General features: G+C 36.9%; 23 protein-coding genes. 18 read left to right on the plus strand and 5 right to left on the minus strand.

What is annotated here, in order from left to right; genetic code table 11:
* Positions 1–9: 9 nt before the first annotated feature.
* Positions 10–213 carry a YlaI family protein gene (locus F1560_RS06675; protein ID WP_149473859.1) on the minus strand — a complete coding sequence of 68 codons (204 nt, stop codon included), beginning with the start codon at positions 211–213 and terminating at the stop codon, positions 10–12.
* 169 nt (positions 214–382) lie between these two features.
* Between F1560_RS06675 and F1560_RS06680 the strand changes: the two genes are divergently transcribed.
* Positions 383–685, plus strand: coding sequence for a hypothetical protein (locus F1560_RS06680; protein WP_149473860.1), 303 nt, complete (start codon positions 383–385; stop codon positions 683–685).
* Between the two features lie 53 nt (positions 686–738).
* On the opposite strand, the gene F1560_RS06685 is transcribed toward F1560_RS06680, so the two are convergent.
* Together F1560_RS06685 and F1560_RS06690 are read right to left on the minus strand one after the other, a co-directional pair.
* Positions 739–1,335, minus strand: a complete 597-nt coding sequence (locus F1560_RS06685) for a YhcN/YlaJ family sporulation lipoprotein (RefSeq protein ID WP_149473861.1) — start codon at positions 1,333–1,335, stop codon at positions 739–741.
* Positions 1,336–1,539: 204 nt separating this feature from the next.
* Positions 1,540–2,031: a molybdopterin-binding protein gene (locus F1560_RS06690; protein WP_149473862.1), complete on the minus strand. Its 492-nt coding sequence runs from the start codon at positions 2,029–2,031 to the stop codon at positions 1,540–1,542.
* Between the two features lie 167 nt (positions 2,032–2,198).
* On the opposite strand from F1560_RS06690, the gene F1560_RS06695 reads away from it, so the two are divergent.
* The 3 genes from F1560_RS06695 to pyc all read left to right on the plus strand — a co-directional run bounded on the left by F1560_RS06695 (position 2,199) and on the right by pyc (position 7,334).
* Positions 2,199–2,480, plus strand: a complete 282-nt coding sequence (locus tag F1560_RS06695) for an Fpa/YlaN family protein (protein WP_095308458.1) — start codon at positions 2,199–2,201, stop codon at positions 2,478–2,480.
* A gap of 238 nt (positions 2,481–2,718) precedes the next feature.
* Positions 2,719–3,903: a putative lipid II flippase FtsW gene (gene ftsW, locus F1560_RS06700; protein WP_149473863.1), complete on the plus strand. Its 1,185-nt coding sequence runs from the start codon at positions 2,719–2,721 to the stop codon at positions 3,901–3,903.
* Positions 3,891–7,334 carry a pyruvate carboxylase gene (gene pyc / locus F1560_RS06705; RefSeq protein WP_149473864.1) on the plus strand — a complete coding sequence of 1,148 codons (3,444 nt, stop codon included), beginning with the start codon at positions 3,891–3,893 and terminating at the stop codon, positions 7,332–7,334. Before ftsW ends, pyc begins: the two co-directional genes overlap by 13 nt.
* 27 nt (positions 7,335–7,361) lie before the next feature.
* On the opposite strand, the gene F1560_RS06710 is transcribed toward pyc, so the two are convergent.
* Complete coding sequence (locus F1560_RS06710; protein ID WP_149473865.1) at positions 7,362–8,291, minus strand: COX15/CtaA family protein; 930 nt, start codon at positions 8,289–8,291, stop codon at positions 7,362–7,364.
* Positions 8,292–8,753: 462 nt separating this feature from the next.
* Here F1560_RS06710 and cyoE point away from each other — a divergent pair, with 462 nt between their 5' ends.
* From cyoE to F1560_RS06745, 7 genes are all read left to right on the plus strand, one after another.
* Positions 8,754–9,695, plus strand: a complete 942-nt coding sequence (gene cyoE, locus F1560_RS06715) for a heme o synthase (protein WP_149473866.1) — start codon at positions 8,754–8,756, stop codon at positions 9,693–9,695.
* 62 nt (positions 9,696–9,757) lie between these two features.
* The gene (coxB, locus tag F1560_RS06720) at positions 9,758–10,810 is read left to right on the plus strand and encodes a cytochrome c oxidase subunit II (protein ID WP_149473867.1); all 1,053 of its coding nucleotides are present in this window, start codon (positions 9,758–9,760) and stop codon (positions 10,808–10,810) included.
* A gap of 49 nt (positions 10,811–10,859) precedes the next feature.
* A complete protein-coding gene (gene ctaD, locus F1560_RS06725; protein WP_149473868.1) occupies positions 10,860–12,713 on the plus strand; it encodes a cytochrome c oxidase subunit I in 1,854 nt (617 codons plus the stop codon).
* A gap of 1 nt (position 12,714) precedes the next feature.
* Entirely contained in the window at positions 12,715–13,338 is a 624-nt protein-coding gene (locus tag F1560_RS06730) for a cytochrome (ubi)quinol oxidase subunit III (protein ID WP_149473869.1), read from the plus strand.
* A 3-nt stretch (positions 13,339–13,341) separates the two neighbouring features.
* Positions 13,342–13,662 (plus strand): cytochrome c oxidase subunit IVB, encoded by a 321-nt coding sequence (gene ctaF, locus F1560_RS06735; protein WP_149473870.1) that lies wholly within the window; start codon positions 13,342–13,344, stop codon positions 13,660–13,662.
* A gap of 224 nt (positions 13,663–13,886) precedes the next feature.
* Positions 13,887–14,783, plus strand: a complete 897-nt coding sequence (gene ctaG, locus F1560_RS06740; RefSeq protein ID WP_149473889.1) for a cytochrome c oxidase assembly factor CtaG — start codon at positions 13,887–13,889, stop codon at positions 14,781–14,783.
* Between the two features lie 56 nt (positions 14,784–14,839).
* Positions 14,840–15,295, plus strand: coding sequence for a DUF420 domain-containing protein (locus tag F1560_RS06745; protein ID WP_149473871.1), 456 nt, complete (start codon positions 14,840–14,842; stop codon positions 15,293–15,295).
* Positions 15,296–15,365: 70 nt separating this feature from the next.
* On the opposite strand, the gene F1560_RS06750 is transcribed toward F1560_RS06745, so the two are convergent.
* The gene (locus F1560_RS06750; RefSeq protein ID WP_149473872.1) at positions 15,366–15,731 is read right to left on the minus strand and encodes a YugN family protein; all 366 of its coding nucleotides are present in this window, start codon (positions 15,729–15,731) and stop codon (positions 15,366–15,368) included.
* Positions 15,732–16,018: 287 nt separating this feature from the next.
* Between F1560_RS06750 and F1560_RS06755 the strand changes: the two genes are divergently transcribed.
* The 7 genes from F1560_RS06755 to coaD all read left to right on the plus strand — a co-directional run bounded on the left by F1560_RS06755 (position 16,019) and on the right by coaD (position 20,544).
* Positions 16,019–17,092: a CAP domain-containing protein gene (locus F1560_RS06755; RefSeq protein WP_149473873.1), complete on the plus strand. Its 1,074-nt coding sequence runs from the start codon at positions 16,019–16,021 to the stop codon at positions 17,090–17,092.
* A 472-nt stretch (positions 17,093–17,564) separates the two neighbouring features.
* A complete protein-coding gene (ylbD, locus tag F1560_RS06760; protein WP_149473874.1) occupies positions 17,565–17,969 on the plus strand; it encodes a spore coat protein YlbD in 405 nt (134 codons plus the stop codon).
* 11 nt (positions 17,970–17,980) lie between these two features.
* Positions 17,981–18,214 carry a YlbE-like family protein gene (locus tag F1560_RS06765; protein ID WP_149473875.1) on the plus strand — a complete coding sequence of 78 codons (234 nt, stop codon included), beginning with the start codon at positions 17,981–17,983 and terminating at the stop codon, positions 18,212–18,214.
* A gap of 60 nt (positions 18,215–18,274) precedes the next feature.
* Entirely contained in the window at positions 18,275–18,712 is a 438-nt protein-coding gene (locus F1560_RS06770; protein WP_149473876.1) for a YlbF/YmcA family competence regulator, read from the plus strand.
* A gap of 96 nt (positions 18,713–18,808) precedes the next feature.
* Positions 18,809–19,084, plus strand: coding sequence for a YlbG family protein (locus F1560_RS06775; protein ID WP_149473877.1), 276 nt, complete (start codon positions 18,809–18,811; stop codon positions 19,082–19,084).
* A 405-nt stretch (positions 19,085–19,489) separates the two neighbouring features.
* Positions 19,490–20,044, plus strand: a complete 555-nt coding sequence (rsmD, locus tag F1560_RS06780; RefSeq protein ID WP_149473878.1) for a 16S rRNA (guanine(966)-N(2))-methyltransferase RsmD — start codon at positions 19,490–19,492, stop codon at positions 20,042–20,044.
* Between the two features lie 14 nt (positions 20,045–20,058).
* Entirely contained in the window at positions 20,059–20,544 is a 486-nt protein-coding gene (gene coaD, locus F1560_RS06785; protein ID WP_149473879.1) for a pantetheine-phosphate adenylyltransferase, read from the plus strand.
* The last annotated feature ends 113 nt before the right edge of the window (positions 20,545–20,657 follow it).

The raw sequence follows: 20,657 nt of genomic DNA on the forward strand, positions 1-20,657 counted from the left end.
AGGCTACATTTACAAGTACTGGTCTACTTTTTTATTTTCTCGATAAAGTTTAAAATTACCTGTAGAGAGTCTTTCATTTGTCTTAACCCCAATTCGGTCATAACAATTATTGCAAAGATACATATATATTCTTCTGTTTCTTAGTCGTTTTGCTTGTAGGCAATAATCTTCAATTTCTTCCACTTTATCACAAAGAGAGCACTTTACTTGCATACTTTCACCTCTTACTTCAGAAAAATAATCTATTTTGAACAACCTCTTTTAAGTAGTATATCACAAGATGTCCACTTTAGTAGTAGATCTTTTATGTTTGATAAGAACTTTTCAGGGGAATATAAGTACAAACATACCATTATCTATTTAATATGAAAGGATGATTTTCATGAAAAAAAGATATGTATTATCTGCGGTAGGAGCGCTTGGTGCAGGTGTAGCAAGTTACTATTTAAAGGATCAGCAAAATCGCGATAAAATTAAAGAAGCTGCGAATGTTATCACATCTAAGCTAAAACAAAATTCGCATTCGGATGGTCATGATCATACATTTGAAAGTTCAGGTGTACCTGATCAATTAGATGAGAAAGATTTGGAGCAGCTAGAGAATTCCAAAATGGTATCGGAAGGATCTCAATTCGGTGTACAGTATTACAATGAAAAGAAAGAAGAAAATACTTCAAGTAACTAATAGGAAATGTGATAAAACCCAGGCATCTATAAGAAGCCTGGGTTTTATCACATTTAACGATTGTCATGGTGATTGGATTGTTCACCTTCGATATCATCCAATTTTTGTTGCTCTTCATCAGATAATATTTCTTTGTTTTGGTCTGGTTCGGCAGGCGAGTTGTTCATAATCGGAAATTCCGGCATGTAACGACCGACAATTGCTGCAAGTTCATCTACAAAGCCTTGAACAGGGTGGCCTTGTGCCATTTTGTCTCCCATTCCTCTAATCCTCTCCATTACATCTGCATCGGCTACTACGATAGCTGCTTTTCCATATGGATCATGATAGAGTGCTTCGGAAACAGAATATTTAATTGTTCCTACCCGGGACCGATCAAGATCTTTATCGACATCAATTCCGACAACAGTGTAAGGACCAGCAACAATTGCAGCAGCATCCTGCACACTTGGAACATCGCTAGCTACATTAGCTAGATGATTTGCAATTTCGGTATTGCTTAGATCTTCAAGTCTTGTTGGATCTGAGTTTTTTACTTGGACAAACTGATTGTTTTCTTGTTCTTCTGCTAAAGGGGGATCCTCCTGTTGTCCACATGCTGCCAGGAGTATAATTCCAACCATAAATAATAACGTAAAATGCGGCTTCATTCAGCATTCCTCCTAATTATAGTAGCTGATGCCCTTATTTTGGTTAGAATAAAAGAAAATATACAGCGTAGGATAGAATTATATTGATTGAAGTAAAGAAAGTATAAAATTTTCCTTACTGTATAAGTGCAACTATGGTATTCACCACATAGCATATAATACGTTGTTTTCTAATGAAAAAAGCCTACTATGAAAGCAGACTTTTTAGTGGATAATAATTTTATTAATAGTTGTTATTGGGTTGTCCTTGTTTGATCCATCTCGGTAGAAGAAGTGAACAGGACCATTTTCCTTGATTGGTTTTCCATCAATCGCAAAAAGGAAGTAGCCATTTTCAAGGTCAGCTATTGATATTTCCGTTTCATCTTCATCTGATACTAAAGTAGCATGTGTTGCATCGGATTTAATTTCTGCATTTTTAATGAAATCATGTAATGGCATGACATAGGAATTTTTTAATATTGTTTCTCCTTCTCGTTTGGAGATACTCCTATTTACCGGAGGGCGATTCATTTTAACATCGAAAACTTCCCGGTTGAATCGTTGAGATGCTAATTCTAAGTCATTAACTTCTTCCGAATTACTGCCCTGATCGGAAAAAGCCTCATTCAGCAATATTTTTCTATCATCAAAAATCCATACAGTAGGATCTAGTGTGATGGAATAGAAAACGTTTCCTATAATTGGTACAATCATTATTTCACCCCTAATACTATATCTTCATCAAGAATAGCAGACATGAACTATTATTTCACCTGTTAAGAATTATTTTTATAAAAATTTTACGCTTTTGTTTGCATTTTCTTGTAGCTAACGCTAATATAATATACAAAGAAGTCTTTCTAACGGAGGGGATTTAAATGATGCCAGAGGCGACTATCGATCACCGTGAAAAAGCCCATGCCCTTCTTAAGGCTGACGCTGACAACATATTACGACTAATTGAAGTTCAAATAGAGAATTTAACGATGCCACAATGTCCAGTCTACGAAGATGTCTTGGACACGCAAATGTTTGGTCTCTCGAGGGAAATTGATTTTGCTGTGCGTCTAGACTTAATCAGCGAGAATGAAGGAAGAGCACTTCTTGAGAATCTTGAGAAGAAGCTTAACATATTGCATGAAGCTTCACAAAATTCGGTCTGATTAAGCAGTCCATTGTATTGGCTTAATGATGTGATGTGACAAAGCAAAACTTTGCCAGCAAGTTAGCGGCAAGGTTTTTTTGTTTAATTGGTAGGATTTAAAGAGATTTAAATATGAATTAATAGGTGAATTTGAAAAAATAATAACAATTTAGAAGACGCGAAATGCAAAAATGTGTTATAGTTATTTAAATTTCTTTTCATCGATACTTAAATAACAAATGGTTGGGAGAAGTAAGATGGTTAAGAGATTAAAAGACTACGATTTTACCCTAATGATTACACCAATACTGTTAGCAGGTTTTGGGATTGTTATGATTTATAGCGCAAGTATGGTGACGGCTGTTGTAGAAGGAAATGAAAGTACGCATTACTTAATACGTCAATCGGTTTGGTTTGCAGTCGGAATGATAGGTTTTATCATTTGTAGTTTATTTCCATACAAGTATTATCAGAAACTAATGAAGTTTATTATTTTAACCGTTATTATCTTACTTGTTGCTGTACTTATTTTTGGGAATTCCGTAAATAACGCGAAGTCATGGTTCCAAATTGGTCCAGTTAGTATGCAACCAGCAGAATTTGCGAAGCTCGGTCTGATTATGTATTTGGCTTCCGTTTATTCAAAGAAACAGGCATACATAAATCAGTTCAATACAGGTGTGCTACCACCGCTTGTGCTTACCGGCATTATTTTGGGCTTAATCGTTCTTCAACCTGATATCGGTACCGCTTCAATTATTTTCTTGATCGCTTGTACCGTTATATTTAGTTCAGGGATTCGATTAAAGCACCTTTCCATTTTAATCGCTATTGGTGTAGGACTAGCATTACTAGCAGTTCCATTTATGGTGACAGATGAAAGACTGTCTCGATTTACAGGAGCTTACCAGCCTTTTGAAACACCAGATTCAGATGGGTATCAATTAATTCAATCCTATGTAGCGATTGGTGTTGGTGGGTTAACTGGCGAAGGACTAGGACAAAGTGTACAAAAGCTAGGTTATTTAGTGGAAGCTCATACAGATTTCATTATGGCAATTGTAGCAGAAGAGCTAGGTTTTATTGGCGTACTTATTGTGATAGGAATGCTAGCAATTATTGTGTTGCGTGGTATTTTTATAGCTAGAAAATGCAATGATAGTTTCGGAGCATTACTAGCGTTAGGTATTTCTTCCATGGTTGGAATTCAAGCATTTATTAACCTGGGAGCAATTAGTGGGCTGCTACCGATTACCGGTGTACCACTTCCGTTTGTTAGTTATGGAGGCTCATCACTTCTCATCATGTTAATCTCAATGGGGATTCTTAACAATATTGCAAGCGCAGTTAAGAAACAAGAAATTGATGGAACAAAAGAGAAGTCGACTGGAGAAAGAAAAACGATTAATTATAACAGGAGTGATAAAAGATGGCAGAATTAAAACAGATTAAAAAAGTACTGGTTGCTAACCGAGGAGAGATTGCAATTCGGGTGTTTCGAGCTTGTACAGAACTGAACATCCGAACTGTAGCAGTTTATTCAAGTGAAGATTCCGCTTCCTTCCACCGTTTTAAAGCGGATGAAGCCTATTTAATTGGTAAAGGCAAAAAGCCTATCGATGCATACTTAGATATCGAAGGAATTATTGATCTTGCAAAAGAAGTACAAGTTGATGCGATTCATCCTGGTTATGGGTTTTTATCAGAAAATATTAACTTTGCAAGACGTTGTGAAGAAGAGGGGATCATCTTCATTGGTCCAACAAGTGAACATTTAAATATGTTCGGAGATAAAGTTAAAGCAAGAGAGCAGGCAGAAAAGGCGAATCTACCAATTATTCCTGGTAGTGGTGGTGCTGTTGCAACCGTTGAAGAAGTTGAAGCTTTTGGAGAGAAATATGGATATCCGATTATTATTAAAGCATCATTAGGCGGCGGTGGACGCGGTATGCGAATTGTCCGTGATGCAAGTGAAGTTCGCGAGGCATATGACCGGGCGAAGTCTGAAGCAAAAGCTGCCTTTGGAAATGATGAAATATATGTAGAGAAATTCATTGAAAATCCAAAACATATCGAAGTACAAATTCTTGGAGACGAACACGGAAACATTGTTCATTTGCATGAAAGAGATTGTTCTGTACAGCGTAGACATCAAAAAGTAATCGAAGTTGCACCAAGTTTGTCTCTTTCAGATGAATTACGAGAACGCATTTGTAATGCTGCGGTTGACTTGATGAAAAATGTAGGTTACATAAATGCTGGAACTGTTGAATTCCTTGTAACGAATGATGATTTTTATTTTATTGAAGTTAATCCTCGCGTACAGGTAGAACATACAATCACAGAAATGATTACTGGAATTGACGTTGTTCAAACACAAATTAAAGTGGCAGATGGATACAGCCTACATGATGAATCTGTTGGAATACCGAAGCAGGAAATGATTACAATTCACGGGTATGCAATTCAATCTAGGATTACAACGGAAGATCCATTAAATAACTTTATGCCAGATACTGGCAGAATTAATGCATACCGAAGTGGTGGAGGTTTTGGTGTACGACTTGATGCAGGAAACGCTTATCAAGGTGCTATCATATCACCGCACTATGATTCTCTGCTAGTTAAAGTTTCAACCTGGGCATTAACCTTTGAACAAGCTGCAATTAAAATGGTGCGAAATTTAAAGGAATTCCGAATTCGCGGAATCAAAACGAATATTCATTTCTTGGAAAATGTTATTTTGCATGAGAAATTCATGTCAGGTCAATATGACACAACGTTTATCGATAGTACGCCAGAGCTATTCGTCTTTCCGAAACGAAAAGACCGTGGTACAAAGATGCTTACCTACATTGCGGATACGACGCTTAACGGTGTAGAAGGGGTCGCGAAAAAGGAAAAGCCTGAATTTTCTCCATTGCTTATTCCAGAAGTAGATCATCATCAAGAGATTCCAAAAGGAACAAAGCAAATCTTGGATGAAAAAGGTCCAGAAGGATTAGCGGAGTGGTTGAAGAATCAGAAGGAAGTATTGTTAACAGATACAACATTCCGAGATGCACACCAATCATTGTTGGCAACACGGATTAGAACGACAGATTTACTGCACATTGCTGAACCGACAGCACGCTTATTACCTAATCTCTTTTCCGTAGAGATGTGGGGTGGAGCGACATTCGATGTTGCTTACCGCTTCTTAAAAGAAGATCCTTGGACAAGGCTGCTCGCTCTACGTGAGAAGATGCCAAATGTTTTATTCCAAATGCTCTTGCGTTCGAGCAATGCGGTAGGATATAAAAACTATCCGGATAATTTAATTCGTGAATTTGTAGAGAAGAGTTCGAATGCAGGTATTGATGTTTTCCGTATTTTTGACAGCTTGAATTGGGTTGAAGGAATGAAACTGGCAATCGAATCCGTTCGTGAAAGCAATAAAATTGCTGAGGCAACGATTTGTTATACTGGTGACATTCTTGATAAAGGTCGGGAAAAATACGATATTAATTATTATAAGAACATGGCGAAGGAACTTGAACAATCTGGTGCACATATTTTAGGTATTAAAGATATGGCTGGATTGTTAAAGCCAGAAGCAGCTTACCAATTGATATCTAGCCTAAAAGAAACGATCGATCTTCCAATCCATCTTCATACACATGATACGAGCGGTAATGGAGTTTATACGTATGCAAGAGCGATCGATGCAGGGGTAGACGTTGTAGATGTTGCTACTGGTTCTATGTCGGGCTTAACCTCCCAACCTAGTGCGCAAGCACTTTATCATGCATTAGAAGGAAAACAGCGCAAGCCACAGGTTGATATTGATGCATATGAAGAAATATCACACTATTGGGAAGGAATTAGAGAGTACTATCAAGACTTTGAAAGTGGAATGAAGGCACCGCATACGGAAATATATTTCCATGAAATGCCTGGAGGTCAATATAGTAATCTTAAGCAGCAAGCGAAAGCTGTTGGTCTAGGAAATCGCTGGAATGAAGTAAAGACAATGTTCCGCAAAGTGAATGACATGTTTGGAGACATTGTAAAAGTAACACCATCATCTAAAGTAATTGGTGATATGACACTATTTATGGTACAAAACGATTTATCAGAAGCAGATATCTATGAAAAAGGACATTCGATTGATTTTCCTGATTCTGTTATTGAATTTGCACAAGGGTATATTGGTCAGCCATATCAAGGTTTCCCAGAAAAACTACAGAAGATTATTCTGAAAGATAGAGAAGCAATCACAGTTCGTCCTGGGGAATTATTAGAACCAATTGATTTTGATGGATTACGAGACGAATTATTTAAATCGCTAGATCGTCAAGTAACTAGCTTTGATCTGATTGCATATGCATTATATCCAAAAGTGTTTATGGATTATCATCATTTCTGTGAGAGCTATGGAGATATGTCCGTGTTAGATACACCTACTTTCTTCTATGGTATGAATTTAGGAGAAGAGATTGAAGTAGAGATAGAAAAAGGAAAAACGTTAATTGTGAGACTTGTTTCTATCTCTGAGCCTAAAGAAGATGGTACACGTGTCTTCTATTTCGAATTGAATGGACAAAGTCGTGAGATTAGAGTGAAGGATAACAGTATTGAATCCTTGATTTCAACGAGACCAAAAGTCGACAAATCAAACGATAAGCAAATCGGTGCGACGATGCCAGGAACTGTACTTGCAGTTAATTGTTCGACGGGAGATTCGGTTGCTAAAGGAGATCACCTTTTAACAACGGAGGCAATGAAAATGGAAACGACTATTCAAGCTCCGTATGAAGGTGTTATCAAGGCAATTCACGTTAAAGCTGGAGATTCAATTGAAGTGAATGATTTGTTAATTGAATTTGAATAAATTTAAAAAAGAAAAAACAGGAAATGGCTATTTAGCCGTTCCTGTTTTTTCTTTTTTTGCACTTCTATTAGATAGAAGGATAAAGTAACTGAGCATTCCGAAGTAGCAAGATATTACTAATGCATGCATGAGTGCTACACCAAGATTTAGTAAAGTAAATATAATCAATGCTCCAAATAAAACCTGTAGGAAAATCAGGGTGAATGTAATGATCCATCCCCAATACATGACTTTGTTGAAACGGTAGTTTTTGATCATATTGATCATTAGAATGAACGTCCATATAAATAAAATAGCTGCTGCTAATCGGTGCCCCATCTGTACCCACTGATTAAAATCATAATTAGAAAATGAGAGGGGAGAGGTATTCGTACAAAATGGCCAGTCACCACAAACAAGGTTTGATTCGGTATGACGTACTAGAGCTCCTGTATATACGACAAGCATTGTATAAATGGAAAGCGCATAAATATGCCATCGATGTTTTTTCTTGATAAATAGTGTTTCGGTATGTAATTTCTTATCCAGTTCGAATATAAGTAGCATGAGTAAGAACACAGCTGCAAACGAAATTAGTGATATTCCGAAATGGGCAGCTAGAACAAAATCTGACTGTCCCCAAACAACGGCAGCAGCACCAATCAGAGCTTGCACGATAATAAAGAAAACAGAAGAAAATGCTAGAAACTTCACTTCTCGAACATGCCCAATTTTGATCCAAGCTAAAATCGCAAGTGTTAATACAACGACCCCAGCTAATCCACTAACAGCTCGATGACTTAATTCAATGATCATTTCAAAATTAAATTGAGATGGTATTAGTTGTCCTTCACATAATGGCCAGCTATCCCCGCAGCCGTCTGCAGAGCCGGTTTTTGTAACTAGTGCCCCTCCTAAAAGAAGAAAAAGCATTAAAATTGTTGCAATTACTGATAAGGTTCGTAAAAATTTAATCATACACTTGACAGCCTCACTTCTAATGATTAAAAACTATAATAACTTTCAATAGATTAATCATAATATCAGATTAACCTTTATTGCAATGAAATTAGCTTAGAAACTACTATTATATACATAATTGTAATAGTATCATGTTTTACACACGTTTTCACTATGTAAATAAGAAAAAAGCTTGCATTAATTTACGTTGTTTGCTAGAAATAATATAGGGATGTTGGCTGCCATCTCAAACAATTGGAGTTATACATATTTCATGTGGTACCAACGAACCGCGAAAAATTCACTTAATTGTCACATATACACTGTAATTATGATGTAAACTATTTAGTGAATTGTTAAGTTAATTAGATTGTAATTTAATTCCGTGATACAATAAGACTTAGAATCAGAATTCATGGAATGAACAAGTCTTCTGGTTATTTAACATGTCTTTTTGTCGGGGTTAAAGGGGGGAAATTAATGAATAAAGCGGAGACATCATATTCTGAAATAATCGGTGATGCATCATTGTCCAACAAGGGAAAAATCGGAGTGTTTTTTAATGAAATAAAAGCGCTTATAAAAATTGGTATTGTAAACTCGAATATGATTACTGTTTTTGCCGGTTTTTGGTTAGCAGTTCATTTTTCGAATTCTTCCTTTATATCCCATTGGGGAACTTTTCTACTCACAATGGTTGGTAGTGTGCTTGTTATTGCTGGTGGCTGTATTATTAATAATTGGTATGATGCAGACATTGATCCTAAAATGAGTAGAACAAAAAAACGGCCGACGGTTACTGGATTTATATCTTTGAAAACAGCATTAATTGTTGGGCTTGTAACTACTGCGGTAGGACTAATTATGTTATTGTTTACAACGGCATTAGCTGCACTCTTTGCTTTTATTGGATGGTTTGTTTATGTCGTATTGTATACAATGTGGTCAAAACGTCGTTATACATTAAACACGGCAATCGGAAGTATTTCAGGTGCTATGCCGCCGCTGATCGGCTGGGCAGCATTTGATCCTTCAATGCATATTGTTCCAATTGTAATGTTTTTAATCATGTTCATCTGGCAAACACCTCATTTTCTTGCTTTGGCAATGAAAAAAACCGAGGATTACCGAGCGGCTGGAGTACCGATGTTACCTGTCGTATACGGGTTTGAATTCACCAAACGCCAAATTGTAGTTTATACTGCCTGTCTGCTTCCTCTACCATTTTTACTAGTGTCACTGGGAACGACTTTTGTAGTTATTGCGGTATTACTTAATCTTGGTTGGCTAGTATTAGGTTTTAGAGGCTTCTTTATGAAAGATGATTTGAAATGGGCTAATATCATGTTTATCTATTCGTTAAACTATTTAATTATTTTATTCCCATTGATGATTATTGTGACATTGCCTATATTTAACTAATCGTTTGTCCTTAAAAAAAATATATATAAGGAAACAACAAGAAGAAAGAGAGGTATTAATACATGAAAGGTTGGATGGGAAAAACTAAAGCACTATTACTATTCACAATGTTGACTCTATTTTTGACCGCGTGTGGTAAAGAAAATCTAACTGCACTTGCGCCAAAAGGGTATGGAGCAGAAAGCTCAATGAATTTAATTATTCTTACAACATTAATTATGGTTGGAGTCTTTGTCGTTGTTATGATTATCTACGTTATTGCTTTAGTCCGTTTCCGAAGAAAGAAAGGGCAGGAAGATTATATTCCAAAGCAAGTAGAAGGAAATCACACATTGGAGACAGTTTGGACAATCATACCGATAGTATTAGTTTTAATTATGGGCGTACCAACTGTAATTGCTACATTTGACTTAGCAGATACATCCAATGCAAGTGAGCATCTTAACGTTGAGGTTACGGGAAATCAATACTGGTGGCATTTTAATTACGATGGAGAAGAAATCGTAACGAGTCAGGACTTGTATATTCCTACTGGTGAAAGAGTCTATCTAAACATGATGTCCTCAGATGTTATCCACTCATTTTGGGTGCCAACAATCTCAGGGAAAATGGATGTTAACCCTGAAAATGTAAATACAATGTACATTGAAGCCTATGAGGAAGGCGTTTACTGGGGGAAATGTGCTGAGCTTTGTGGACCATCACATTCATTGATGGACTTTAAAGTAATTGCAGTTAGCCCAGAAGAATTTGACCAATGGGTATCTGATATGCAAGCTGTAGATCCAGAAGAGGAACCACAGGATACTGTGGCACAAGAAGGTAAAGAGTTGTTTGAAGCAAACAACTGTATGGCATGTCATGCGATCGGATCTTCACCTGCTGCAATTGGACCTAACTTAACGAACTTTGGAGATCGTACAACAGTAGCTGGTATTTTAGAACCAACGAAAGAAAACCTAGTTGATTGGATCATGGATCCTGAGTCAATTAAGCCTGGAAACAAAATGACAGGTGCTTATCCTAGCATTTCTGAAGAAGAAGCAAACAGTATTGCTGAATACTTGCTACAATTAAAGCCTTCTGAAATTACACCTGAAAGCGCTGGGAACTAAAATATATAATTATAATTGGGATGAAAGACACAAAAGGGAGGTTTAAACTTTGAGTAATGCAGCTACTCAAAAGAGAGCTCTTAGTGCTGTGCTATGGGATTACTTGACCACCGTTGACCATAAAAAAGTCGGTATTCTATACTTAATCGGTGGTGGATTCTTTTTCCTACTAGGTGGACTAGAAGCTCTTATTATTCGAATTCAGTTAATTAAACCTGAAAATGATTTTATTAGTGCAGGTTTGTATAATGAAATGATCACGATGCATGGAACAACAATGATCTTCCTTGCAGCCACACCATTATTATTTGGTCTTATGAACTATATCATGCCACTACAAATTGGGGCACGTGATGTTGCTTTTCCATTTTTAAACGCACTCGGATTTTGGTTGTTTTTTTCCGGTGGTATACTATTAAACTGTAGTTGGTTTTTAGGAGGAGCACCTGATGCAGGGTGGACTGCATATGCGCCATTATCCATCCAATCACCAGGTCATGGGACAGACTTCTATGTTATGGGGCTGCAGTTATCTGGTGCGGGAACGTTAATGAGTGGGATTAACTTCCTTGTTACAATCGTATCGATGCGTGCACCTGGAATGACTTATATGCGAATGCCATTATTTACTTGGACTACATTTGTAACAAGTGTGCTAACCTTGTTTGCGTTCCCAGCATTAACTGTTGGATTGTTCCTATTGATGTTTGACCGCATGTTTGGTTCAGCGTTCTTTGATGTAGCTCTTGGAGGAAACTCGGTCATTTGGCAGCATTTATTCTGGATTTTCGGACACCCGGAAGTTTATATTCTGATTTTACCTGCATTTGGAGTATTTAGTGAGATTCTACCTACATTCTCTAAGAAGCGATTATTTGGATATTCAGCAATGGTATTCGCAACCTTCTTAATTGCATTTTTAGGATTTATGGTTTGGGCACACCATATGTTTACAGTAGGTTTAGGACCAGTAGCTAACTCGATATTTGCTGTTGCAACGATGGCAATTGCTGTTCCAACAGGTATTAAGATATTTAACTGGCTATTTACGATGTGGGGCGGAAGTATTGTCATTAACTCAGCAATGCTTTGGGCACTTGCGTTTATTCCTTCGTTTACAATTGGTGGTATGACAGGGGTTATGCTTGGGTCAAACGTTGCGGATTATCAATACCATGATTCATACTTCGTTGTGGCTCACTTCCACTATGTAATCGTTGGTGGAGTTGTATTTGCTCTGTTAGCTGCTTGTCATTACTGGTGGCCAAAAATGTTCGGAAGAATTCTACACGAAGGTATGGGGAAATTAGCGTTCTGGACATTCTTTATTGGATTCCATTTAACGTTCTTCATCCAGCATTTCTTAGGATTAATGGGAATGCCACGTCGTTACTGGGTGTTCTTGGAGAACCAAGGGCTCGATACTGGTAACTTGATTAGTACAATCGGTGCATTCTTTATGACATTTGGTACGTTAGTTTTTCTTGTTAATATTGTTTATACTGCTATTAAAGGTGAAAAAGCACCTGCAGATCCATGGGATGCTCGTACATTAGAGTGGACAATTGCTTCACCACCAGCATTCTATAACTTTAAACAGTTACCATTAGTTAGAGGTCTTGATCCACTATGGATTGAGAAAACAGAAGGAAATGGAAAGATGACTCCTGCAGAGCCATTGGATGAAATTCATATGCCTAACGGATCCATTCTTCCTTTAATTATGACAGTAGGTTTCTTTACCGCATCTTTCGGTTTCATTTATCAGACTGATCATAAAGCTTGGTTAATAGCAGTGTATGCTGGTATGGCTCTAGCCATAGGGTGTATGGTTATCCGTTCATTGAAAGATGATCATGGATTCCATATCTCCAAAGAAGAACTTGAAAGGGAGGCTGACTGAGATGAGTCATGATCATTCCTTAAATCCGAAAACAATGCCAGAAGATCCCGCAAAGGCGACAATGGAAGGGAAACATAAATTTCTAGGTTTATGGTTCTTCCTTGGAGGAGAAACAGTTCTCTTTGCTTGTTTTTTCGGTACGTATCTAGCTTTAAGAAATTCAACTGCTGGTGGTCCAACATCACAAGATTTATTTGGATTAGACTTAGTGTTCTTAATGACTGTTCTGTTATTAACAAGCTCACTTACTAGTGTGTATGCTATGTATCATATGAAGAATAATGACTTTAAAAAGATGATGCTATGGCTTGGAATTACAGCATTACTAGGTTTCGGCTTCTTAGCTCTTGAAATTTATGAGTTTGCTCACTATATTAGTGATTATGGATTTACATTCCGTTCATCAGCATTTGGATCTGCATTTTATACATTAGTTGGGTTCCACGGTGGTCACGTTGTTTTCGGACTAAGTTGGTTAATTGCCCTAATGGTACGAAATGCAAAAAGAGGATTAAATCTATATAATGCACCGAAATTTAATACATTTGCATTATATTGGCACTTTATTGACGTTGTATGGGTATTCATCTTTACAGTAGTATATCTAATGGGGATGGTGAGTTAATTTATGACGGAAAATACATCTACCAATAAAATTAATTCGTTCCAAAAAGAAAAAAACAAAGATGAAATGCGAAAGCAAATTATTACATTCGCATTGATGATCTTCTTTACAATGATCGCTTTTTTCGCGGTTGGTATGGGAATCAGTTCTATGTTTGTAATCCCATTAATACTCATTTTGGCAATTGTTCAAGTAGGATTCCAATTCTATTACTTCATGCACATGAAGGATAAAGGACATGAATTTCCGGCATTGTTAATATTTGGTGGAATATGGGTTACGTTCTTAGTTGGAGTTACATTTGTAACGATCATTTGGTGGTAAGACTACTTTGAAACCTAAAAATAAAAAAGATCGGGATATTTACATCCCGGTCTTTTTTTGGCGATATGTAATCATAAATTTCGCAACTTACATAAGTTGTAGGCATTTTGTTAGAATTCCCTATGAATGCAAGGTTTTCTAACAAATTTGTCACAATAACGAAAGAATTTAGTTGTGTTATACGTTATAATATAAAGATAGTCCACTATATGGAGTGATTAATGATGTGGTTAGAATTACAAATTTTTGGTTTTCGTGCACTCTGGAGTCCTTATTATTTCCTTTTTATCGTAGGTCTTGCTGTTATCTATTATTTAATTACAGGACCCTATCGTCATAAATTTGGTGGGGAAGCTAGACCAACTGGTAAACAACAAATTTTCTTTTATCTTTCTCTTGTGTTGCTGTATATTGTAAAAGGATCACCTATTGACTTGCTTTCACATATCACATTAACAGCACATATGATTCAGATGGCTATTTACTTACTCGTTGTGCCTATTTTCATGTTAAAAGGGATCCCAGAATGGATTTGGAAAAAAGTTGTTTATGCACCGGTTATTAAACCGATTTTCAAGCTGTTAACAAAGCCACTTATTTCGTTACTGCTATTTAATGTGTTATTTTCTTTTTATCACATGCCAGTAATTTTCAACTTTGCGAAAGAATCGCAGATTGCTCATACGTCGACAGCGTTGATTTTATTTATTTCAGCTATTATTGTATGGTTTCCTTTATTATCACCAATCAAGGAATTGGACAAGCTACATCCCTTGATGAAAATGGCTTATATAATTGGAAATAGTGTTTTAATAACACCCGCTTGTGTGCTAATTATTTTTGCGCCTGAACCACTATTTGCGGCGTATTCACAAAATGGCTCATGGCTTCAAGCTCTAGCCCTATGTGTACCTGGTGATGTCCTAGAGGGTTTAACAACAGCCCTTTCAGGGCCAGAAATGTTTACATCAATGGACACGGTTGAGGACCAACAATTGGGCGGAATTATTATGAAAATTATGCAAGAAATTACGTATGGAATCGTATTAGGAACAATATTCTTTAGATGGTTCTCTAAAGGAAGCCAAACGGTTGATCCACTTCCAACAACTGTGGAATAAGAAGAATGATCGAAATTTATCTCATGTTATTTATCTAGAAAGGATTCGTGTGAACTATGCCATTTTTACCAACGCTAAGTACTTTCTTTATTGTCCTAAGTGCACTACTAGTTGCGATTGGATGGGTGTTAATCACCAAGGGGAAGAAGGAAGCGCATAAGAAGGTTATGCTTTTAGCAGCCCTCAGTGCTATTCTGTTCTTTATTATTTACATGTCTCGCACCATTTTTGATGGAAATACGAGCTTTGGCGGACCGGATAGTATTAAAATTTATTATACGCTCTTCCTCATTTTCCATATCATTTTAGCGACAACTGGAGCTGTATTTGGGATTGTAACGATTGTATTAGCTTTGAAACGAAATATAACGAAGCATGAAAAGTTAGGACCTGTAACTAGCATTATTTGGTTCTTCACTGCTATTACCGGTGTTGCGGTTTATTTACTGTTGTACGTTATTTATGATGGTGGCGAAACAACTAGTATGATAAAGGCTATTTTGGGCTTTTAAGTATAAGAAACCAGCTGTTTGATTTAAACAGCTGGTTTCTTATAGCTTTAACAAAGCATTGATTGTTATTTTACTTTTTATAATGCTGAATTTCATCAGCAACTTTTGAAACAAGCGTGTGCGCTCTTTCAACTAGACTTTCTGGGAAATTTTCAGCCTCACCATATTCGACTCCATGTGGGTAATAATGTTTACCGAGTAGTGGGGTTAATAATTTAATAACGGCGTCTCCTCTATCAACATCACCTTCGATAGCATGTCCCTGGATACGAATGTAATATGTAACGTTCTTCTCTTGTGATCCAATTTTGTAATCGTAAGTAACTCTTTCATAGTCCCATTGTCCTGCACGTATGAATGCATGTTTGCCAGTTAAATGATCAAGAGGTCTTAAATCTACAATTGAATCTTCAATACCTGTGTTTTCCAATCTCATTTTTTTCACCTCATATATTAGTCCTCAATGTATAATGATAGTACGAAAACGCTTAATATGCAATTAAAAACCGATTATTCTCTGTTGAATAGGTATATAATTGCGATAATAAATATAATAATAGGGTAAAGAGAATATGTATACTCCTACAGCTTAATTTCTATGAAATTAGAAGTGGGAGGTTCTGGAATATCGGCTCCTAAGATGACGTTAACGACCAGTCGAGTTGCTCACGCCTAGTTCGATAGAATGAAGTATAAAATGATACTAATAAGGGGGAATTGCCGATGCGGATAATTCGAAGCTTATTTTTTTTAACGTTACTTGCAGTCGCTCTATTCTATTTTTTCGATCAAACGGAGACGTCACCGGAAGAAGTGGTTCAGCATGTTACAAGCATTGTAAAAGAAAAACAGCATGTATTGGAGTCAAAAATTACTCCTGAGGAAGAAGACATACCAGCGATTTCTATAGGGGCGAATATATTTCAATGGATTGGCCAAACGAGTGAAGAATTAGAGGGAAGTTTTGACGAACCAGTTCGAATCGATAAAAGTGCATATGATTACGAATGGTGGGTGTATACGAATTCGACGAATCAATATGTGCAATTTGGAATAGAAGATAATGTAGTTAAAACAATTTTTGCTACAGGAGAAGAGATTGATACAGAGCCCATTTTTATTGGGCAACCTTATGAGGAAGTTAATCAGGAGTTTGGTTTCACAGATGAAGTTTCATATAATAATGGAATATCATCTTATACGTTTAGAATTTCGGAAGAGGATATGCAAGTAAGACCGCTTGTGAAATTAAATGATAGCACATTTATTCAATTTTATTTTGATACATTTACTGGTAAGCTATCATCTGTTCGAGTTTTAACAGCAGAAACGTTATTAAAGCACCGCCCTTATGAAATTGAGTATCGTGGCAAACTCCCTGATGAGCCAAATCTTACAGAGGATGAATGGGCAGAGATTGAAAAGGGGATGGAGCAACAGATTTATGATATAACAAATATTATTCGACATCGACATGGTAAGGATAAGTTGGATTGGGAAGAAAGTGTAAGCAATGTAGCATTTCTACATAGTAAGGATATGGAAGAAAATAATTATTTTTCCCATTACAGTTTAAATGGAGATGGACTGAAAGAACGGTTAGAAGCAGAAGATGTTTTCTATATGACGGCGGGAGAAAATATTGCTGCCCAATACCCAGATGCGCCAGGGGCGATGGAAGGGTGGCTCAATAGCGAAGGACATCGTGAAGCTTTGTTAAGCGATGACTATTCACATATTGGGGTCGGCGTGTATCGGTTATATTACACACAAAATTTCCTTGGTAAGCCATTGTAGTTAATAGGTTAGGTTGTCTCAAACGTGTAACTGCGTTTAAGACAACCTCTATTTTTATAATTACAGCCTGCCCAATGTGAAAAAATCAAATTTTCATTATGGTTGAAGGAAACTGCGACATAATTTACTGGCAAAATATGTGCAATAATCACCGTCCGGGCTCGCTCCGGGCGGATGCTTTCCGCGGGCAGGGCACGGCATTAGACACGTGCTATTCTCGCAGGAGTCACCACTCTACGCTCACCTGGACTGGTTAGAGCGACGTCTTTGTATCGATAAACGATGTCATTATAGCCAATGAGTCAATTCTAACGAAGTGTATTTCCGGAGCGGGTTATACGTACAATCCATCTTGCTCGTTACGCCGCATTCTATATTTTGAGAACTGCTTTTACCTTTACATTTTCACATATGAGTTGCCTATGCATAAATTAGTTAGTACAAATGACTATTTAATGCAAGGGGTGATAATATGGAAGAGTTGCATCCATCGGTAATTTCTTTTAAAAACTTTATCAATGAACACCCAGCTCTCATAAGGGAGATTAGAAAAACTGGCAGGTCGTGGCAGGAGTATTATGAGAAGTGGGCGTTGTTAGGAGAGGAAGATCCGTTCTGGGAAAAATATAAAGTGGATAAGCATGAAGAGAAGGACGGTAAAGATGATACAGGCGAAGCAAAGACAAATGTAAAAAATTCAGAGCTCATTAGTCAGTTAATGAAATATACATCTAGCTTGGACGTAAATAAAATGCAAGGTCAGGTTGATCAGTTGAGTAAAGCAATTACAGCTATCCAAGAAATGGTTTCGCAATTTAAAAAAACACAGAAAAATAATCAGCCTGAAAAGGATCCATTTAAATGGGTTCAAGACTGAGGTGACAGTCCATGGATCAACAGAGTATCCAATATTTAAAAGCAAATCCAAAGCTAGCAAATTTTGTTCGATACAATCCAGAATGGTACCGTTATTTATCAAGGGATCCAGAAAGAATAAAAGAGATGGAGAAGGAAGCTAAAGTTTTCTATGGGAAGACACTCCCACAGCAAATAAGTACACTAAACGATCGAATACAGATGATTAGTATGTTAACGGAAGTAGCGAAAGCGATGAAGGATTAGAATCTATTTTATTTTCAACTCCTTAATTAAATGATACTATATAGTAGTGGGGGTGTAATAATGATAGCTACATTGGAATATGTGGATATACTTGACCGTTCTGAGCAACTTGGCAAAATGGTTATGGCGTCTGATACGATGGAAGCCTATAAGCAAACCCGTGCTGCACTTCATGAGGATGAGGATGCTCAAAAGCTCATACAAGCTTTTTTAGATATGAAGGACCAATACGAGGATGTCCAGCGGTTTGGTCGCTATCACCCAGACTACTATAATATCATGAAAAATATCCGTGTTGTAAAAAGAGAAATGGATATGAATGATAAAGTTGCAGCATATAAAATGGCTGAGAGAAATCTCCAAACTTTATTGGATGAAATTAGCCAATATGTTGCAGAGAGTGTAAGCGAGCAAATTAAAGCTCCAAAAGATGGTGCTGCGCTTACAGATAGTGGCTGTGGTTGTGGCAGTGGAGGAGCATGTGGGTGTGCTTCCTAACCAATTCATGTTCGCCCTTAGTTATTAACTAAGGGCGAACAAATATATAGTACATGATCAGAAATTAAGAACTAATCGGATAGTGGGGTTTTTCAAGTGAGGACAAATAGACAAGGCATCGTTGTCTGGTTTCAGCATATGAAGAACATAAAGCAGCTGAAGCGATATGGTAATTTGATATTTGCTTCCAAACGATTAAAATACGCTGTGATTTATGTTAACCAGGATGAACTGGAAAAAGTAGAAGCGAAAATATTAAAGCATTCATTTGTATCAAAGTTAGAAAGATCGTATAAACCTTTTGTTCGTACAGATTATGAAAATGCGAAACCGGACAAAGCAAAGCAGTATGATTATAAGATGGGAATTTAAGTAGGCCTTCGTGGGATTGTTATTTCCTAACAAGGCTTTTTTATTGCTTAGGTAATAATGGATAAAGGTTTTTAAGGGGACTCATAATTTTATTGGTCTTATTATAAAAAAAGAAAAACCTGCAGAAGATTTTTCTGCAGGTCCCTTTGTTTTTCCCTTGAAAAACAAAAAGGCAAAGGGAGAGGAGAAACCGGAGCAAGAACTTATGGGGAAGTGTAAGTCTACTCCGTTTGAAACAACCAATCTAATAACTAGTTGATTCATAATGGTTAGTATGTACAATGAGAATAAATATATACATATGATTATTTGAACACGATCTTGACTCCTGATGAGATCATTGTTTTCTAATGTATTATTTTGTGGTAGGATATATGTCGAATAGCATCAAATCGAGGTGAATTCATGCGAGTCATTGCAGGTGATTTTAAAGGCAGGCAATTAAAAGCGGTTCCAGGCAAATCAACGCGACCGACAACGGATAAAGTGAAAGAATCTGTCTTTCAAATGATAGGCCCTTTTTTCGATGGAGGAAAGGTGCTTGATATGTTTGCGGGAAGTGGATCGCTAGGGATTGAAGCGCTTAGTCGTGGAATGGATTATGGTATATTTGTTGACAAGCATCCAAAAGCAATACATACGATTCAAGAAAATATCCAAACATTAAAATTGGATCAATACGCTGAAGTGTTTCGTGCAGATGCACATCGAGCAATTAAAGCAGCGGCTAAAAGAGACTTGAAATTTGATCTTATTTTAATGGACCCACCGTATGGAAAAGTGGATTATGTAAAACTTATAGACGAGATTATGAAGCTCCATTTACTTAACAATGGTGGTACGATTTATTGTGAGCATGACCTAACAGAGAAGCTTCCTAAGGATCAATTGGGCTTGAGTATGCTCAAGCAAGAAAATTATGGTGGAACAATTGGAATAACACTTTATAAATCGGAGTAGGAAGGAAGTTATCAATGGAAAAGTTAGCAATTTGTCCAGGAACCTTTGATCCTATTACAAATGGACATCTGGATATTATTAGCCGAGGTGCGAAGGTATTCGATCGCGTTATTGTAGCTGTATTTAATAATCAGGCTAAGTCACCACTCTTTACAGTAGAAGAAAGAATACATTTATTAAAGGAGTCCATCAAGGATATTCCAAACGTCACTGTAGACGCATCTGACCACTTATTAATGGATTATGCACAGGAGCAAAATGCACATGCTGTAATCCGCGGTCTTCGTGCTGTGAGTGATTTTGAATATGAAATGCAAATTACATCGATGAATAGGAAGCTAAATGAAAATATTGAAACGTTCTTTATGATGACGAATAATCAGTACTCCTTCCTTAGCTCAAGCATGGTAAAGGAAATTGCTAAGTATAATGGTAATATTAGCGGACTTGTACCTGAGTTTGTAGAGCAAGCATTGAAAGAAAAATATAATCATATTTAAAAAGATAAGAGAAAAACCAGCTCCCTGAGTCTAGAGTGACCCAATAATATGAGACAGGAAAAAACACCTCGAGAGTCGTATAAATTATTTATCGACATTTGGAGGTGTTTTTG

It is taken from the genome of Oceanobacillus polygoni (assembly GCF_008304605.1).
Lineage (GTDB): Bacteria > Bacillota > Bacilli > Bacillales > Amphibacillaceae > Oceanobacillus > Oceanobacillus polygoni.

Excerpts from the sequence above, each read along its gene's own strand:
- F1560_RS06710 (WP_149473865.1), bottom strand. The coding sequence starts at position 8,291 with ATGATTAAATTTTTACGAACCTTATCAGTAATTGCAACAATTTTAATG.
- pyc (WP_149473864.1), top strand. The coding sequence starts at position 3,891 with ATGGCAGAATTAAAACAGATTAAAAAAGTACTGGTTGCTAACCGAGGA.
- ylbD (WP_149473874.1), top strand. The coding sequence starts at position 17,565 with ATGGAAGAGTTGCATCCATCGGTAATTTCTTTTAAAAACTTTATCAAT.
- F1560_RS06685 (WP_149473861.1), bottom strand. The coding sequence starts at position 1,335 with ATGAAGCCGCATTTTACGTTATTATTTATGGTTGGAATTATACTCCTG.
- coaD (WP_149473879.1), top strand. The coding sequence starts at position 20,059 with ATGGAAAAGTTAGCAATTTGTCCAGGAACCTTTGATCCTATTACAAAT.
- ctaF (WP_149473870.1), top strand. The coding sequence starts at position 13,342 with ATGACGGAAAATACATCTACCAATAAAATTAATTCGTTCCAAAAAGAA.
- cyoE (WP_149473866.1), top strand. The coding sequence starts at position 8,754 with ATGAATAAAGCGGAGACATCATATTCTGAAATAATCGGTGATGCATCA.
- F1560_RS06680 (WP_149473860.1), top strand. The coding sequence starts at position 383 with ATGAAAAAAAGATATGTATTATCTGCGGTAGGAGCGCTTGGTGCAGGT.
- ftsW (WP_149473863.1), top strand. The coding sequence starts at position 2,719 with ATGGTTAAGAGATTAAAAGACTACGATTTTACCCTAATGATTACACCA.
- F1560_RS06690 (WP_149473862.1), bottom strand. The coding sequence starts at position 2,031 with ATGATTGTACCAATTATAGGAAACGTTTTCTATTCCATCACACTAGAT.
- F1560_RS06695 (WP_095308458.1), top strand. The coding sequence starts at position 2,199 with ATGCCAGAGGCGACTATCGATCACCGTGAAAAAGCCCATGCCCTTCTT.
- F1560_RS06755 (WP_149473873.1), top strand. The coding sequence starts at position 16,019 with ATGCGGATAATTCGAAGCTTATTTTTTTTAACGTTACTTGCAGTCGCT.
- F1560_RS06675 (WP_149473859.1), bottom strand. The coding sequence starts at position 213 with ATGCAAGTAAAGTGCTCTCTTTGTGATAAAGTGGAAGAAATTGAAGAT.
- F1560_RS06745 (WP_149473871.1), top strand. The coding sequence starts at position 14,840 with ATGCCATTTTTACCAACGCTAAGTACTTTCTTTATTGTCCTAAGTGCA.
- F1560_RS06730 (WP_149473869.1), top strand. The coding sequence starts at position 12,715 with ATGAGTCATGATCATTCCTTAAATCCGAAAACAATGCCAGAAGATCCC.
- rsmD (WP_149473878.1), top strand. The coding sequence starts at position 19,490 with ATGCGAGTCATTGCAGGTGATTTTAAAGGCAGGCAATTAAAAGCGGTT.
- F1560_RS06765 (WP_149473875.1), top strand. The coding sequence starts at position 17,981 with ATGGATCAACAGAGTATCCAATATTTAAAAGCAAATCCAAAGCTAGCA.
- coxB (WP_149473867.1), top strand. The coding sequence starts at position 9,758 with ATGAAAGGTTGGATGGGAAAAACTAAAGCACTATTACTATTCACAATG.
- F1560_RS06750 (WP_149473872.1), bottom strand. The coding sequence starts at position 15,731 with ATGAGATTGGAAAACACAGGTATTGAAGATTCAATTGTAGATTTAAGA.
- ctaG (WP_149473889.1), top strand. The coding sequence starts at position 13,887 with ATGTGGTTAGAATTACAAATTTTTGGTTTTCGTGCACTCTGGAGTCCT.
- F1560_RS06770 (WP_149473876.1), top strand. The coding sequence starts at position 18,275 with ATGATAGCTACATTGGAATATGTGGATATACTTGACCGTTCTGAGCAA.